The sequence below is a fragment of the candidate division WOR-3 bacterium genome (assembly GCA_039801085.1).
Classification (GTDB): Bacteria; Hydrothermota; Tepidihabitantia; order Tepidihabitantales; family Tepidihabitantaceae; genus JAOABP01.
In genome coordinates this window covers 439,692-455,749 of sequence record JBDRTY010000001.1, presented here as the reverse complement: position 1 = coordinate 455,749, position 16,058 = coordinate 439,692, and the positions used below count along the sequence as shown (strand labels likewise).

Genomic DNA, 16,058 nt, shown 5'->3' with positions numbered 1-16,058 from the left:
ACATAACCCCGCTGATCATATCCCTCACCTTTCAACTCCGAAAATTCAATTTTCGCCAGACAGGCGAACGCCAGCAATTCCCGATTTGTAAGAGCGCCAACCCTCCTTTCCTGCTGCATTAACCGCGACCACTGAATTGGAAATCGGAGTGAACTGCGGTTCCGATTCGCTCATGCGCATCCTGGCGATAAAAACTTCAGTCACCAGCAGCCCGACTCCCAAGCCTGCCTCCACCCATTTTCTCATTGCTACTCCCGTCATTTCTACCTCCCCAGAGGTTTATCGATAGATATTATCAACCAGCATCCGCTCAGTGGCGATCTTCTTGATCTGATAATCCCGCATCGATTCATGAAGATTGATCTTCGGATCCAGTGCCCCCTTATCTACAGACCTCAGCTTAGCAACCATCAATCCGGCTACCCCAAACACACCGACCAGAAGTATCTGCATTACTCTCTCTACACCTCTATTAAACATTTTTGCTCCTTTCTTTCAATTTCATTTACTGTCTTTTGTTCGCCATCGTATCAACGAGATGCAAAAAATGTGCCAGATTAAATTTCACTATTATAAGTATTATAATTACAATATATTACAACAAAAAAGCGCCGGCTGGTTTTAGTGGATGTCTCATCTATCGAGACAGGAGGCTTGAATGTCTCAAATTATGATAAAAATTGTCTCAAACTTATTTTTCTGGGTGAGTTTAAAATTGGGTCTTAATTCCTGGTGCTGTTTCTAAATCTTATATTGTGTTTTTTTATTAAACGATAGAACTGTGCCCGGCTATAACCTGAAAGTTCAGCCGCCTTTTTGACATTTCCGTTAGCCTTTTCAAGACAATCCATGACCATCGCTCGTTCCAGCTCCGCGCTCGCCTTTTCTTGGACAATTTTTTTTGCTGATTTCAGTGGCGACTTGATATCAGCCTGCTGAAAACCGCTCAAATGGCGCAACTCCGCCGGCAGATCTTCAATCTCAATCTCCTCCCCTTTTGCCAGTACCACTGCCCGCTGAATTACATTCCGCAGCTGCCGGATATTACCAGGCCAGCTATACGCAAGAAACAGACGCAACACCGCCGGACTGACACCACGGACCTCCCGTTTCGCCTCCTGATTTGCCTTAGCAATGAAAAACCGGACCAGCTCAGGGATATCTTCTGCCCGCTCCCTTAAAGGGGGCAGGTAGATCTCAATACCGTTCAGCCGGTAATAAAGATCCTCCCGAAACCTTCCTTCCTGAATAAGTTTCTCCAGATTTTGATTAGTAGCAGCAACCACCCGGACATCAACCCGCACCGGTCTGGTGCTACCTACCCGTTCAAAAGTCTTATCCTGCAGAACCCGCAACAACTTTGCCTGCAACCCGGGGCTCATATCACCGATCTCATCCAAAAAAACTGTTCCGCCGTCAGCCAGTTCAAACTTTCCCTTACGCGCACTCACCCCGGTAGCCGCACCTTTTTCTACACCGAAGAATTCTGCCTCAAGCAGAGTTTCTGGCACCGCAGCGCAGTTAATCGGCACGAATGGCTTCCCACTCCGGCTACTGGTAAAATGTATCGCCCGCGCTACCAGCTCTTTGCCGGTTCCACTTTCACCCCGGATAAGAACGGGAAGACTTGAGTCCGCACATCGAACAATGATTTCCAGATTCTTTCTCATCGCTATCGACTTGCCGATCACACCGTCAAACCGCAGTCCGGGAATTTCCATTATTGGTGCTGGCAGTTCCTCAGCCAAACTGTACAGCTTCTCCACCGCTGGTGCCAAAAGCGAAGCCACGGTCTCCAGCACGCTGGTGCGAAGATCCAATTTCCATGATGCTCTCCTCGCCAGATAAACATAACCGTTCACATCACCTCGGACACATACCGGCATCAGCACTTCGTGCTCCTTCACAATCGGAGCACCCTGTTCCCAATCCTCCACTGCAACATTAACGTCGCCATAAATAATCCTGGGAATCTGGTTAATTATTAGTGCTGCGCCATCAAATCCGAATGCTTCGCAAATCATCTTGAGGGCGCCTTCAATGAACTTACCCGATTCAAGTCCAGCAAGTGCCAGCCCGGCAATTCCAGCGACCAGAGCAATTTCCCGGTCGGCATTAAGTTCCAGACGGAACAGAATCCGGTTCACCTCATCAGTTTCTGCCACAAGTCCCAGTTTCCGGAAAACCCGGCTGGCAAACTTCAGCTCCTCCGCTGCCCGTTCCTTCTGATTCTGTTCCAGGAGAAACTGCCCAAACTGTAGCCGCAACCGGGCTGATTCATAACTCTCCGGTTCATCATTAAGCAACTCCCGTGCCCGTTCATAAAAGCTGCACGCCGCACCAGCCATACCCCGCTCCTGCTCCAGTAGCGCCCGGACCCGGAATACTTCTGCCTCAACATTGCGGGCACCCAGCTCCTTTGCCAGCTGTTGTGCCTGCTGACAGAGCCCGGCGCACCGATCGTAATTTCCCTGTGCCAGCTCCAGTTCTGCCATCCGCCACAAAAGCATGCTGCTATTCAACCGGTCCTGATTGACCGCGCACAAATCGATTGCTTCCGCAAACGCCCGGCTTGCTCCCGCATAATTGCGACGCCGGAACTCGGCTTCCCCCAGATTAGTCAGGCTATCCCGTAACAGTTCGGCAGCAGTCAATCCCTTTCTCCCGGCCTCAACAACCGTGGTAAAAACCTCCACCGCCCGTTCCAGACGGTCACGCTTAAGAAACAGTTCGCCCAACAGATTCAGGGCATTGTAACGGATAAAATCATATCCCTGCTGTTCAGCCAGTGCCACCGACCGGTAGAGATTTTCCTCTGCATCGTCCCACTCACCAAGCTGAAGATAAACCCAGCCCAGATTGCAGTAATTGGTTGCCCGGACAAAGTCATCAAACTCGGGATTCTCTAGCAACTGGCGGCACTGCTGATAATAATCCCTTGCCTCATGATAACGCCCGGTGAGTCCTGCAACACTCCCCAGGCCATTAAGTGCAGCATAAATTCCGCGCACTACCCCGGCCTTCTGCCACTCTGTCAGTGCCCGCTGGTAGCAATCGATCGCTGCTTCATAATTGCACCTTGCCTGCTCCACCTGTCCAGCGAGATACCAGCCTGATCCGATGAATCGCGGCTCCCCAATCTCAGTACCGATTTTCCTGACCCGCTGGGCATAAAGATCAGCTTCTTCATTTGCCCCGCAGTGCCGGCAGATATCAGACAGCCGGCGTGCCAGCCGCACTTCTATCAAACGCCTGCCCTGCTCCTGAGCTGCCAGGAGTTCCTGTTCAAATAAAGGCTTGAGCAGGGGTGCAGCATTTACTACAAAACCATCTGCCTGTCCAAGTAGTAACTCTGCACGCTCCTCAAGAGAAGAACAGTGAGCAAGCTGAGTTTCCAGTTCCCTTACCCGCTGCAGAAAATCATCCATCATCTTGTAAATTAAGCATATACAACAAGTTCTTTACTGTCAATACTCGAACTCATTTGACAGAACAGAATAAGTCTAATATATTATTTTGAGGACGGCAGGATGTCGTTATATCATCCTGCTTTTATAAAATAAAGAATTTAACCAGCAAAGGAGCAGCGATGAACAAAACAATGCCCTCAAATCAGCAACGGGCAATCTGCCCCCAGTGCGGCATCGCGGAAAAAACATTTGCCCTTTATGAACATCCCGGATGTCCAAGTGCGCCCACAGGTGTAAATAGTTGGAAAAGGGAAGCCTGGCTTGGTCCGGACGGCAGACCGATTAACCTCCCGTGTCCGGACTGTCAGGATGGAGTTGCGCGTCCCCCTTCATACCTGTTCTGCGAAAAGTGCGAACATCAATGGGTCCTATAAATATAAAGGTAGGGTTTACATCAGCATACCACCATCAACTCTTATCACCTGACCGGTAATATATCCCGCCTCATCTGAGGCAAGGAAAAGACAAAGGCTGGCAACATCTTCGGGTGTGCCAGCCCGCTTTAAGGGAATTGCCTCAATATATGACTGGCGTACTGCCGGGGTCAGTTTCTCAGTCATGGCAGTGGCGATGAAACCCGGAGCAATAGCGTTCACGGTGATATTTCTGATGGCGAGCTCCTTCGCTACCGACTTGGTAAATCCAATCAGCCCCGCTTTGGCTGCCGCATAGTTTGACTGACCGGCATTCCCCATTTGCCCGATAACCGAACTGATATTGATAATCCGGCCCCAGCGCAGCCTCATCATCGAACGGCAGCAGGCCTTCGTAAGATTAAATGCGCCTTTGAGATTAACCGCCAGCACCCGGTCAAAATCATCCTCACTCATCCGGATCAACAGACTATCACGGGTAATGCCCGCGTTATTCACTAGAATCTGCACACCGCCTAATTCCGACTCAATCTGTTCAACCACCTGTTCCACCTGGTTGTTATCAGCAACATCAAGTGCATAACCACAAGCCCGCCCCCCAGCTTGTTCAATCTCCTGCATCACCTGCCGGGCAGATTCACCAATCAGATCACACACAGCCACTACCGCGCCCGAGTCTGCCAGCCGCTTGGCGATCGCCCGACCGATCCCGGCGCCACCGCCAGTTACCAGAGCAATTTTGCCATTCAAATTACAAACCATCTCCTTCACTCCTCCTTTATTTTCTGTTGAAATTATCTGACCACCGTCAATCGCCCCACATTTTGTTCAATTACCCCGTCCTCCTCAATCTCGACAATGTAAAAATACATCCCACTTGTAACCGGTTTGCCCTGTTCATTTCTCAGATTCCAGAAACCCGCCCGGTAGCGCGGGACAATTTCAGTCCCGGGTTCATCCAGCAACCGGACCGGCTCGCCCGCAATGTTGAAAATTCTGATTTTAAAATCGGGAAACTGTCCTGCAAGCCGGACCGAATCGGTCGGCATGTAGGCAATCGTCGCTTGGGGCTGATTATCCCGCACTACTACTGGATTGGGGAACGAGTAAACCCGGCCCAGAAACATCGGTGAAATCTTCAGAGTTGCCGTCATTATTGAATCTGATCCCGAGATCTGCTCAATAACCACACCGCTCTGAATCCCGTTGTAAAATGCGGTTGAGGGCGTGGTAAAATTGCGCACCCCGGTATCACTTGCCTTCCACAAGTGAACATCGCTGCCTCTGTCCCCGGCATCAAGGGCAAATCTTGGTGAACGGTCGGCACGCAGAATACCGACCAGCGGGTGGCGCTCATCGCTGTTGTCCGGTCGGGACTCATCGATATGCAGAATCAAAATGCCGACTCCGGGCAGACCCCGGTCAAATCCGAAGCGCTGACGGTTCTCGATCAGAAAATATTCACCATTGCCGGTCTGGCTGAACGACCAGTCAACGCCCCCGGGATTCTCGAGAATCCGGTACCCGGCGGGCGCAGTTGCAGCAGCCGCCAGTAAAGCCGGTGAGAGAGAATCCCGATATCCAGGCTGAACCGAATCGGGCACAACCCAGCCCAGAAGATACTTGCACCAGATTGACGGGTGGGTCGGTGAGCTGCCATAAGACACGCCAGTATCGGCCCGGGCCCAACCGCCGGCTGCCATCAGACAGAACATACCCAACCCGGAACTGGAATAGTCAGTATCATAGAGATCAGGCAATCCCAGCAGATGGCCGAACTCATGACAGAAAACGCCGATCGAGATTATATTACCGTCAAGAAATCTTTCCGGCTGAATTGAATACTCATCCACACTCACCCCGTCACCAGTCTGGACCGGTCCGGGGGAACCGAATATATCATCACTCAGCTGCCACTTGTGCGACCAGATGTCACCGGGTTCACCCGTCTCTTCGGCACCTGGTCCGGCATGGACGATGAGCAGACCGTCAACAAATCCATCTCCATCCCAGTCGTAACGGGAAAAATCAACCGCTCCATCAATCGCGGACACCAAATCCCGCACCAGACCCTGGCTGTTATGGGGAAAACTTCCATAAATACCGAATGAATCTCCGAGATAATACGAATAGGGATTACTCAGACGTATCCAGCCTGCCACATCACCGCTGAGCAACAGACTGCCAAAACTCACCTCCCGGTAATAATCGCGCATTGAACCGGTTCCACTACCGAAAATCAGCTGCTGAAACTCCGATCCGGGAAAACGATGGATATTATCATTGAAATCAACGAGAATTACCAGCAGTCTGCCCGTCCGATCTGTTGCCGGACGCACTGCTGAAGGCCGCTCCAGTTTCCCGGGAAGAAAGACCCTGCGACTGTTACCCGGTATCGGCGGCATCGCTGCCCCTAAACCGACGGAAAGCAGAACAAACCCGAACAGCCTCATTGTTCAGCTCTGTTATCTTCCCTGAGCATCTGGCATTTACCTTCAAAGAAACACCCCGGCTGGATCACCAGCTCCCGGCAAGTGATATTGCCAAATACCTGAGCACCGGTCTGCAGCTCGACCAGCTCCTGTGCCCGGATATCGCCCTCAATCCTGCCGGCGATCACTGCGCTCCGGCATTGAATCTCCCCTTTCAGGAACGAACGCGGACCGGCGAGAAACACATCCGCAACATCGATCCTGCCCTCAAGTTTGCCATCAAACCGCACACCACCGTTTACCCGCAGATCCCCCTTCATCACCGCCTCACTTCCAATTACTGTATCAATTCTGCCACCATTCTTTTCTCGGGACATTGTACTCCTTTATCAGAAGTATATTTGCCCGGTCCCGGTTGTCAAAACAAATTACGGCACCGGCTGCTCAATCTGATTCTGCCGCTTGACGCTGCTCGACAACCTGCTAAAATTTCGATTACAACTGCCGGCGTAGCTCAGCAGGCAGAGCAGCGGTTTCGTAAACCGCAGGTCACCCGTTCGAACCGGGTCGCCGGCTTGCTGTTCTGAAAGGAAAAAATGATCTTCCCGAAAGCACCGGATCCGAAAAAGATGCTGGAAGAACAGGAGGCGTTTCAGGAAGCAGAACGCCGCCGCGCAGAAGCCCGGGCACAGGCGATCTTCGACAGCCTGATTGACTTCAGTCCGGTGGCAATCGAAATCTTTGACCCTCAGGGAAACCTGCTCAAAAGTAACCGGGCGGCTGAACGGTTGCTGGGCAAAATACCGCCCCCCGGTATCAGTTTAAATGACCCCAGGGCACTCAAGCGCACCGGCCTGCTTGAACCTCAGCTCCGACGACTCCTCGCCGGTGCCCGGATTGAAACACCGCCTTACTGGTATGAACCGGCGGAGATCGGTCTTCCGCCCACCCCTTATGGCAAGGTCTGTCTGCGGGTAACTGCCCTGCCGCTGCTTGATTATGAAGGCAGGGTTAAGATGCTGGCGCTCATCTATGAAGACCTCACTGACCTGAAAAGGGCAGAAGCGTCAATCCAAGAACTAAAAAGTGCGCCCGCGATCTCTCCTGCCTATTCGGATTCAGCCGATTCAGCAGATACCCGGGATATTGAATTTGCGCGGCGAAAAATTGAACAGGCATGGCGGGAAAGTGAAGAGCGCTACCGCACCCTGATCGATTCAGCTCAGGAGCTGTGCATCATCCGCCGTGCTGAAGACGGCAGAATCCTTGCGATCAGTCCGAGTGTCCGCGAACTGTTCGGAGTATCAAGAGAAACGGTTCTGACCGATAATATGGCGCTCTACGCTCAGGTTCATCCCGAAGATCAGGAACGGGTGAAAAGCGCAGAACTCCAGGCCCGCCAGACCGGCGAATATCCGCCCGGCCTTGAATTCCGGATAATCAAGGAACCGGCGAAGGATACGGTCTGGCTCAGAATGACAGCCCGCACCTGTACCTTTGCCAGTCGCCGGACCTTTGAAATTATCGTCCTGAACATCACCCGGGAGAAGCAGCTGGAAGAACTCCTGAGAAAAAAGGAGCAGAATATCGCTGCCATGCTGGAAACCGAGGTCGCCGGTGTTTTTCTGATTAACCGCGACTGGGTAATCACCGCCTGGAGCAAAGGTGCGGAAAAGGAAACCCGGGTAAACAGTGAAGAAGCGGTGGGGAGAAAACTCTGGGAGGTCTATCCGGAAGCCGAAGCCAGCGGCCTTGCAGCAATCGTGCGCAAGGCGTTACTCGATCAACAGCCCCAGAGTGGCGAATTCTTTTATCAGGACGGCCGTGAACGGTACGCCGGATGGTTTCAACTGATCCTGTTTCCGGTGGATATAGGTATTCTGGGCTTGATCACCAACATTACCGCCCGGCGCAAGATTGAGCAGTCCTGGCAGGAACTGGATCGCCGGTTTCAGACCATCTGGCAGAACGAACGAATCCTGCTTGCCATCAAGGACGCAAATCTGAAATATATCCAGGCGAACCCGGTGGCATCAGCAACCTATGGCGGTGGTTCGAGCATTCTGGGTAAATCGGACGCCGAGCTGTTTCCCGCAACAGTAACCGCGATGCTGAATTCCCAAGACCGTCAGGTCCTGCAAACCGGCAGACCGGTAAATCTGGAACTTTGTCTCGGCGATCCCAAATCAGCTACCAGCACCTGGGTTGCACTTTCCAAATTGCCGCTCCCGGGAGCGAACGGCGAGACCGTCGGTGTGATTGACATCGGCTTCGATATCACCCGGCTGGTTCAGGTCCAGACTGAACTCCGGCGTGGGCGTGAGCAGTTGGAGAAAATTATCGCTGAGCAGACCGAGCTCCTGCGCCGTGCCCGGGAAGAACTTGGACGCTGGTCCGGTTAAACAATGAAGAAAAACCGGCAGCACGCTCCCGAACTCAACAGCAGACCAAATCAGCTCTTCCGATTCCACCCCCGTTATTTCTGGTTCATACTCGGGGTAATTATCATCGCCGGCTTCGGTCTGCGGGCTGCTGATCTGCGGGCCGACCCTCCACCTGACCTCTCATGGAGCTTCGCCCCCTACACCGATGAAAGCCTGAATACCTATTCCGCCCGCAACTTTTCCCTTTATGGCAGATGGAAAATGGACGACTTCCTGCCGTTTGTCATTTACCCGCTGGTAAATGTGTTCGTGGCTCTGATCTACAAAATTCTGGGTATCGGCTTTGTTCAGGTAAAACTGCTGTCCCTGATCTCGGGGGCACTCAGCATTCTGATACTCGCTCTCTTTTTCCGCACAGAAAAAAACCCCGCCCCAGCTCTGCTCAGTGCACTGCTACTTGCCACCTGCTATCCACTAGTGATGTACAGCCGGCTGGGACTGGTGGAATCACTGGAAATCCTGTCCCTGCTGCTCACCGGTTTTTTCTGGGTCCAGGGACTCAGGCGCCCTGGTCTGATGACCGCTGCCGGGTTCTGTGCTGCCGCTACCGTGCTGCTGGTAAAGCTGTCCGCTGTTTTCCTGGTGCCGGTAATGCTCATCCTGATTGTCAGCGAACTGCCCGCATTTCCGAACCGGAAACGGATGACAACCACCCTGCTTTACTTTTCTGCCGGCGGCATCATCGCATCTCTTTGCTGGCTCCTGCTCGTCTATCTACCTTACCGTAAGGAATATCTCCAGTATGCTGTACGCCATTCCAGTGAATCACCGGCAGGCCATCCCCGCACCATTTCTGCCTACCTGTTTAACACCTTCACCTTCGGTCTGCGCTCGCGTCTCATACCCCGAATGATCTGGACTGCCCTCCTCGGCTATCTGACCCTACCCTGGTTAGGACGGTCACAATCCCGGCTGCTCCGCTACACGCTGCTCTGGTTCGTCTTCGGGCTACTGATGCTTGGTTACATGAACTACCGGCCACCCCGCTATGAAATCATACTTCTGCCCTGCCTCCTGATCGCTGCTGCCGCCGCCCTCTGCCGGATACTGGAAAACGGCACCATCATTCCCCAGACCCGCCCCACCGTTATAAAAACCCTGCTCTATGGCATTTGGCTCAGCCCGGCGGTTCTCCAGTTAATGCTTTACAGCTCAGGATTCCGCAATTACCCCCAGCCCGACGGGGAATCTGGTATCATTATATTCTCTCTGATCATCGGTATCGCCCTCGCCTTTACCGGCTACGGTCTGCTCCGGTTCCGGAAAAAAGGCTGGACAATCAGACCCGGCTGGCTCCGGGTTGCACTGGTCGGACTGATTCTCATTCTCAGTCTGCGACTCGATATCGGTCAATGGAGCGCATGGTTCACCAACCGAACCTATGATCTAATCACATATTCAAAAGCGGTTGACCGTCTGCTGCCGGATAATGCTGTTGTTGCCGGACCATGGGCACCACCGGTAATGATTGAATCCCGGAAACGGGCAATTGCAGTCACCGACTGGGCGAATCTTGCTGACCTGTTCAGACGTTTCGCTGTCACCCATCTTATTCTCGGCGAAGGCGAAACCGACCGTCTGCTCTGGGAACGGGTCAGTCCGGGAGTGAAAGAAAAGACAAAAAAACTGCTCCAATTCCGCATCCGCGGACAGCTGATCACCGTGCTGGCTTTGAACGATTCCCTTTCAGGACACTGACCAGGGTCCCGACATTATAATCCAGAAGCTCCAGATAGGTATCGGTTCCCGGCAGGACACCGTTGAACTGGCTCAGGGTTACCACCTGCGCACCGGTCTCCCTTGCGAGCACCCGGGCAAGATCCGGATTATGCTGCGGTTCGATCACAATTACCCGCACTGAATCCTGGCGCATTAGCTTGATCAGTCCGGCAAAACTCCTTGCCGAAGGCTCCCGGCCCGGAAGCGGTTCAACCGCCGCAACCATCTCCAGCCCGAATGCCCGGCAGAAATAGGGCCAGGAGTTGTGCAGGGCAACAAACCGGCGATTGTTCAGCTCCGCCACCAGTCCTCTGAGAACAGCACTGACACTGTCCAGTTCTCCACAGTACGCCTCTGCCCGTCGCTGATACTCAGCACGATGTGCCGGATCAATTGCACCGAGCAGAATGGCGATTCTCGTTACCCCGGACTTTGCCACCTCCGGGTCCAGCCAGATGTGCGGGTTGCCCGCCTCATGAACACCGTGGCCGTGATGCTCACCCTCATCCTCAACCGGTTCAATCCCCTCTGCCAGTGTCAGCGCCTTCAACTTCGGATTACCGGAGTTGGCGATCAGCCCGTCCAGCCAGGCATCAAATCCGAGCCCGACCCGGATCACCAGCTGTGCCTGAGCCAGCATCTCTGCCGTCTGGGGACCGGGCTCATAACTGTGCGCGTCCTCCTGCCCTTTCAAGATCGAAACCACCTTTACCCGGTCACCGCCAACCTGCTGCACCCAGTCAGCAGTCACCGGTATGGTCGTAACAACGCCGATTTCTAACCTTTGTGACCGGCGACAGCTGCCGGTGAAGATCAGAAGTGTAATTATTAATAAGGTTACGCCGCGCGACCACATATTTTACACCGCCTCCTTTTGGGTGAGAATATCACCGCCACGACAAAGATCAACACCGCCACCATGACGATAGTAGCGCCCGAAGGCAGATTGAAAAAATAGGAAAGGACCAGCCCGGCGCTGCTTGCCATCGTCGCACACAGCCAGGAAAGAACAAACATCATTTTATAGCTGGTGGTCAGCTGATATGCGGTTGCCGCCGGAATCACCAGCAGCGCCTCCACAAGAATAATTCCCACCGCCTTGAGTGCAATCACCACCGTGAGTGCAATTAGACCGTAAAGCAGCAGATTCAGAATTCCGACCGGCAGACCGGAAGCCTGCGCCATCTCTCCATCAAAAATGAAAAACTGAAACTCTTTAAAGAAAATCGCAATCAGCAGTAGCACGAGAACCGTGAGCCCAATCATCAGCCCGATGTTCTGTGAGGTTATTCCCAGCACATTGCCAAACAGATAACCGTATACCCGGGCATCGTAGCGCCGCATCAGCCCGATGAAAAGTACCCCCAGCGCCATTGTCCAGGAAAAGAAGATACCGATCGTCGTATCCTGACGGAGAGCGGTCTGGGCACCGGTGAAACTGACGAGCGCCGCAGTTACCAGACAGAAGATAACCGCACTCAGGAGCGGATCAACTCCCAAGAGAAACCCGAGCGCCACACCGCCAAACGCCGCATGAGCAATTCCCGCACCCGCAAATGCCAGCCCGCGCAACACCACCAGCACCCCGATCACCGAACAAACGGTAGAGACAAGCAAGGCACCAATCAGCGCATTCCGGATAAACCCGAAGGAGAATAATTCAGCCATGATAATCACCGGTGATCACATACCGCTGACCATCCTGCTCAACAATCTGCACGCCGGTCTGATAAAGCCGGCTCATGTTCTCACTGTTAACTACCTCGCCACACGGACCGAAACCGAACACCCTCCGGTTGAGCAGTATAATCCGGTCCGAACAGCTCATCACCTCATTAAGATCATGGGTTACATAAATTGTGGTCAGTTTCCATTCCTGATGCACTCTTCGGATCAGCTCGACCATCTGCCTTCGGGTCACCACATCCACACCTGCGGTCGGTTCATCCAGCAGGAGCAGTTCCGGTGCAGAGACGAGGGCCCGGGCCAGAAACAGCCGCTGCTGCTGCCCTCCGGAAAGATGGCCGGCAACATGAATGGCATTTTTTTCCAGTCCTACAGCAGCCAGTGCTGCCCAGGCCTGTTCCCGTTCTTTCTTTCCCGGTAACCGGAATAACCCCAGTCCGGCATAGGTACCCATCAGCACCGCCTCCAGTGCACTCACCGGCATATTGGGATCGATCGGCTTACGCTGGGGCACATAGCCAATCCGCTGCCGCACCCGGCTGATACCAGCCCATTCCACTCCCAGCACCCGCACTTTGCCGGCAGCGGGTTTAAACAATCCAAGCACGGTCTTAAGCAGCGTCGTCTTGCCCGAACCGTTGGGTCCAATAACACCGAGAAATTCACCCCTTTCCAGCCGGAAGGAAACATCCTCCAGCGCAATCTGACGGGGAAATGAAACCGTTACCCGTTCAAATTCAACTGCCGGTACCATTACCGGTTCACCAGCAGGGCGATCAGTGTCCGTGCCGGCACACCGGTCGCACCTGCCGGACAATAGTCCCGGGCCTCGGTCGTAAAGGCAACACCGGCAATGTCAATATGCACCCAGTTGCTGTTCTTGGGCACGAATTCGGAAAGAAACAGCCCGCCGATAATCGTGCCTGCATTCATCGGCTTGCCAATATTCTTCAGATCTGCCACCGTGCTCTTCATATGTGACCGGTAGTTTTCTATCAGCGGGAGCTGCCAGAAAAGCTCTCCATGGTCCTTCCCCAGCGCAATCAGCCGGTTGATCGTCTGCTGGTCCGTTCCCAGAACTCCGGCGCACTCATTGCCCAGCGCCACAACACAGGCACCGGTCAGGGTGGCGATGTCAATCATCAGCTCCGGCTTGAAAGTAGCACCGTATGCCAGCACGTCGGCAAGCAGGAGTCTTCCTTCAGCATCAGTATTTGCCACCTCCACCGTCTTGCCATTATAATGGCGGATGACATCGCCGACCTTCTGCGCACCGCCGCCAGGCATATTTTCTGCCAGCGGTGTCAGACCGACAACTGTCCAAGGCAGTTCGGTTTCCCGCAGATAATGAAACAGCCCGAATACAGTTGCGGCACCGGCCATATCATCCTTCATATTCTCCATATACTGCGGTGTCTTCAGCGACAGTCCGCCGGAATCAAAAGTTATCCCCTTGCCGATAAATACGAGTGTGCCCCTAGACTTTCCCCTTGGGGTATAGGTCAGCTGCACTAGACAGGGTGGGTTGTGTGAACCCCTGCCGACCGCAAGGATCCCGTTCATCCCCAGCCGCTCCAGCTCTGTGTGGTCCATCATCTTGACCGCGATTCTGCCCTCGACAGCCAGCTCACCTGCCCGCTCTGCCAGTTTCATCGGCCATTTGTTTGCAGAAGGCTCGTTCACCAGATCACGGACATAGCACACCGCAGCACAGCGCCGTTCCGCTTCCCTGACCGCCGGTTCCGCCTTTTTCGCTTCCCCTTCCGAACTGAAAACCAGGACCAGCCGCTTCAACCCCGCAATCTCATCCGGTTTGGGCTGACGGTAACGATCAAACCGGTAACTGCTCAGAATTCCGCCCTCAACTGCCGCCATCAACCACCGCTCCAGCCCTCCTTTCACTTCTCCGGCACGGGGCATAATCACCCCCAACTCCTCTGCCTTCAGCTCTTGCGCCCGGCTTAACGCCCGTGCTACCGCCCCCCGCACCCGCTCCGGCTCAAACTCCGCCTTTTTCCCCAGTCCGGACAGAATCAGCCTTTTCCTGCCGGCATCAATGCCGACTGCAGTCTCACGGAACTGTCCGTTAAAACACTCATGGAGCAGAACCACCCGGCTGAAACTGCCCGGTTCCACCCCTGCGGGACTTTGTTCGCCTTCAAACATCAAAGCGGCGCTCAATCTGCCGTTCCACTTTGCTCGGCTTGTCAATTCAACTTTCATCTCCGCTCCTTTCTTTTTATAGTCTTATAATCTTATCCCTTCAGTCCTGCACCTGTCAACACCGGGGCATCCTTCAAAATCCGGTTCAGCACCCAAGTCACCAGCACTGCCAGCACAACTCGGGGAACAACGATCCAAAACAGGTTTGCCCCCAGCACCAGAAAGATAGCGGTATCCTCAAACAGACCGTGGCACAGCGCCAGAAATGTTGCCACCAGCGTCACCTGCTTGGGGGTAAGTCTGCTCTCCTTTACCGATTCCACGATCAGTCCTGCCCCGAAAACGATACCGAACACATTCCCGGCAAGCCAGGGCATTCCCGCATCCCGACTATAGCCCATAAACTTGAGAACCCGCTGCAGCCCGGCAAGCATCCGCTCCAGCACCCCGTAGCGCCGTGCCAGCTCCAGCATCAGAAAGATACCGACCAGCACCGCCAGCATCTTGATACCCGTACTGCCGAGTCCGAGTGCCCAGGACTTTAACGCTGGCACCGGCACAAACCGATGCTGCAGGGCGGAAAAATCCACCGCATTACTGCCGTAACCTGCTCCTGCCGGAACAATCAGCGTTGCCAGCCCGAACCCGGCGGCAAATGAAAGCAGCAACCGGATCAGCCATAGAAGCCACCACTGTGCCCGGATCTGAAAGAAAACCGCAGTCTCAAGAATCTGTGAATGAGATAAAAGAATCATCAGGCTCAAAACCGTCAGCTGGGCACCGGAAATTTTCAGGGCGGTGATAGCTCCCAGTGAGGCATAGATATTGATAAAATTCCCTAGAATCAGCGCCATTGCCGCCTCACCCGGCAACCGGAAGAACTTCATGAACGGTGCCATCAACCGGGCAAAGGCGGCAAGCACCGGTGTATACTTAAGCAGAGTGACAAAGGTATAGACCGGTACTACAATACTCATCAGCTTCAGAAACGCCCGCACCCCACGGAAAACACCCAGCCCGGCAGTCTGGAGCAAATCCTTCATAACCGCTCCAGCCGCACCGTCCCGTTTTCCAACAGTCCGTAGGTGAAATTTCTGAGCCAGTCACCGACATTCAGATAGACTCCGCCCGGAAACTCAACCCGCTCCGGAATATGGGAATGACCCATGATCACCACCTGATAACCATCAGCAATCTTGCACCGGGCAAACTCCCGCAGCGCTGTCACCAGCGCCGGTTTTGCTCCCTGCTCCCGGCTCCGGCGGGCGATATAGCGGGCAAGCCCGATCCCGATATCCGGATGGAGAAGCGAAAACAGGGCACCGTTAATCCGGCTGCGCATCAGGCACCGGAAAACCCGCGGAATGAAATTTCGGTCCAGCACATCACCATGGGTTACAAACACCCGCCTGCCCTCAATCTCAATGCTCATTTCATCCCGGAAACCCTCCAGCCCCAGCTCCTGCTGAAGAAATCCGCGAAACCAGACATCGTGATTGCCCCGGAGCAGAAAAACTCCCGTGCCTGAACTCCGTAGTTCCGCCAGCAGTGTAAGCACCCTGAGCCCGGACTTGGGAATCACCCGCTGATACTCAAACCAGAACTCAAACAGATCACCGAGGATATAAAGCGCCGCTGCCCGGCCTCTGAGACTGGCAAGAAACTCAGCCAGCCGGCGTTCGGCTTCGGGCTGACGCGAACCCACATGGGCGTCCGAGATGAAGTAATGACCGCTCAAGAAAAAACATTATAGACAAATTCTCCGGCTTA

Annotated in this window: 14 protein-coding genes and 1 tRNA gene; 3 read left to right on the top strand and 12 right to left on the bottom strand. The window is 53.9% G+C overall.

The window, feature by feature from the left end; all coding sequences use genetic code 11:
• Positions 1-45: 45 nt before the first annotated feature.
• The 6 genes from ABIK48_02125 to ABIK48_02100 all read right to left on the bottom strand — a co-directional run bounded on the left by ABIK48_02125 (position 46) and on the right by ABIK48_02100 (position 6,653).
• The gene (locus ABIK48_02125) at positions 46-246 is read right to left on the bottom strand and encodes a hypothetical protein (protein MEO0020953.1); all 201 of its coding nucleotides are present in this window, start codon (positions 244-246) and stop codon (positions 46-48) included.
• A 33-nt stretch (positions 247-279) separates the two neighbouring features.
• The gene (locus ABIK48_02120) at positions 280-480 is read right to left on the bottom strand and encodes a hypothetical protein (protein MEO0020952.1); all 201 of its coding nucleotides are present in this window, start codon (positions 478-480) and stop codon (positions 280-282) included.
• A gap of 242 nt (positions 481-722) precedes the next feature.
• Positions 723-3,431: a sigma 54-interacting transcriptional regulator gene (locus ABIK48_02115; GenBank protein MEO0020951.1), complete on the bottom strand. Its 2,709-nt coding sequence runs from the start codon at positions 3,429-3,431 to the stop codon at positions 723-725.
• 428 nt (positions 3,432-3,859) lie between these two features.
• The gene (gene fabG, locus ABIK48_02110; protein MEO0020950.1) at positions 3,860-4,606 is read right to left on the bottom strand and encodes a 3-oxoacyl-[acyl-carrier-protein] reductase; all 747 of its coding nucleotides are present in this window, start codon (positions 4,604-4,606) and stop codon (positions 3,860-3,862) included.
• Positions 4,607-4,638: 32 nt separating this feature from the next.
• Entirely contained in the window at positions 4,639-6,297 is a 1,659-nt protein-coding gene (locus ABIK48_02105; GenBank protein ID MEO0020949.1) for a M6 family metalloprotease domain-containing protein, read from the bottom strand.
• A complete protein-coding gene (locus ABIK48_02100) occupies positions 6,294-6,653 on the bottom strand; it encodes a polymer-forming cytoskeletal protein (protein MEO0020948.1) in 360 nt (119 codons plus the stop codon). Before ABIK48_02100 ends, ABIK48_02105 begins: the two co-directional genes overlap by 4 nt.
• 126 nt (positions 6,654-6,779) lie before the next feature.
• Between ABIK48_02100 and ABIK48_02095 the strand changes: the two genes are divergently transcribed.
• From ABIK48_02095 to ABIK48_02085, 3 genes are all read left to right on the top strand, one after another.
• A tRNA-Thr gene (locus ABIK48_02095) sits at positions 6,780-6,852 on the top strand.
• A gap of 20 nt (positions 6,853-6,872) precedes the next feature.
• Entirely contained in the window at positions 6,873-8,678 is a 1,806-nt protein-coding gene (locus ABIK48_02090; GenBank protein MEO0020947.1) for a PAS domain-containing protein, read from the top strand.
• 3 nt (positions 8,679-8,681) lie between these two features.
• Positions 8,682-10,418 carry a glycosyltransferase family 39 protein gene (locus ABIK48_02085; GenBank protein ID MEO0020946.1) on the top strand — a complete coding sequence of 579 codons (1,737 nt, stop codon included), beginning with the start codon at positions 8,682-8,684 and terminating at the stop codon, positions 10,416-10,418.
• On the opposite strand, the gene ABIK48_02080 is transcribed toward ABIK48_02085, so the two are convergent.
• Genes ABIK48_02080 through ABIK48_02055 form a run of 6 tightly spaced genes read right to left on the bottom strand, consistent with a single transcriptional unit; the run spans position 10,378 to position 16,026 of the window.
• A complete protein-coding gene (locus ABIK48_02080; protein MEO0020945.1) occupies positions 10,378-11,295 on the bottom strand; it encodes a metal ABC transporter substrate-binding protein in 918 nt (305 codons plus the stop codon). The genes ABIK48_02085 and ABIK48_02080 overlap by 41 nt on opposite strands.
• Entirely contained in the window at positions 11,277-12,107 is an 831-nt protein-coding gene (locus tag ABIK48_02075; protein MEO0020944.1) for a metal ABC transporter permease, read from the bottom strand. Before ABIK48_02075 ends, ABIK48_02080 begins: the two co-directional genes overlap by 19 nt.
• Positions 12,100-12,879, bottom strand: a complete 780-nt coding sequence (locus ABIK48_02070) for a metal ABC transporter ATP-binding protein (GenBank protein ID MEO0020943.1) — start codon at positions 12,877-12,879, stop codon at positions 12,100-12,102. The genes ABIK48_02075 and ABIK48_02070 overlap by 8 nt, the downstream gene beginning before the upstream one ends.
• A complete protein-coding gene (locus ABIK48_02065; GenBank protein ID MEO0020942.1) occupies positions 12,879-14,348 on the bottom strand; it encodes a leucyl aminopeptidase in 1,470 nt (489 codons plus the stop codon). The genes ABIK48_02070 and ABIK48_02065 overlap by 1 nt, the downstream gene beginning before the upstream one ends.
• A gap of 32 nt (positions 14,349-14,380) precedes the next feature.
• Positions 14,381-15,331, bottom strand: coding sequence for a nucleoside recognition domain-containing protein (locus ABIK48_02060; GenBank protein MEO0020941.1), 951 nt, complete (start codon positions 15,329-15,331; stop codon positions 14,381-14,383).
• Positions 15,328-16,026 (bottom strand): UDP-2,3-diacylglucosamine diphosphatase, encoded by a 699-nt coding sequence (locus ABIK48_02055; protein ID MEO0020940.1) that lies wholly within the window; start codon positions 16,024-16,026, stop codon positions 15,328-15,330. Before ABIK48_02055 ends, ABIK48_02060 begins: the two co-directional genes overlap by 4 nt.
• Positions 16,027-16,058 lie beyond the last annotated feature (32 nt).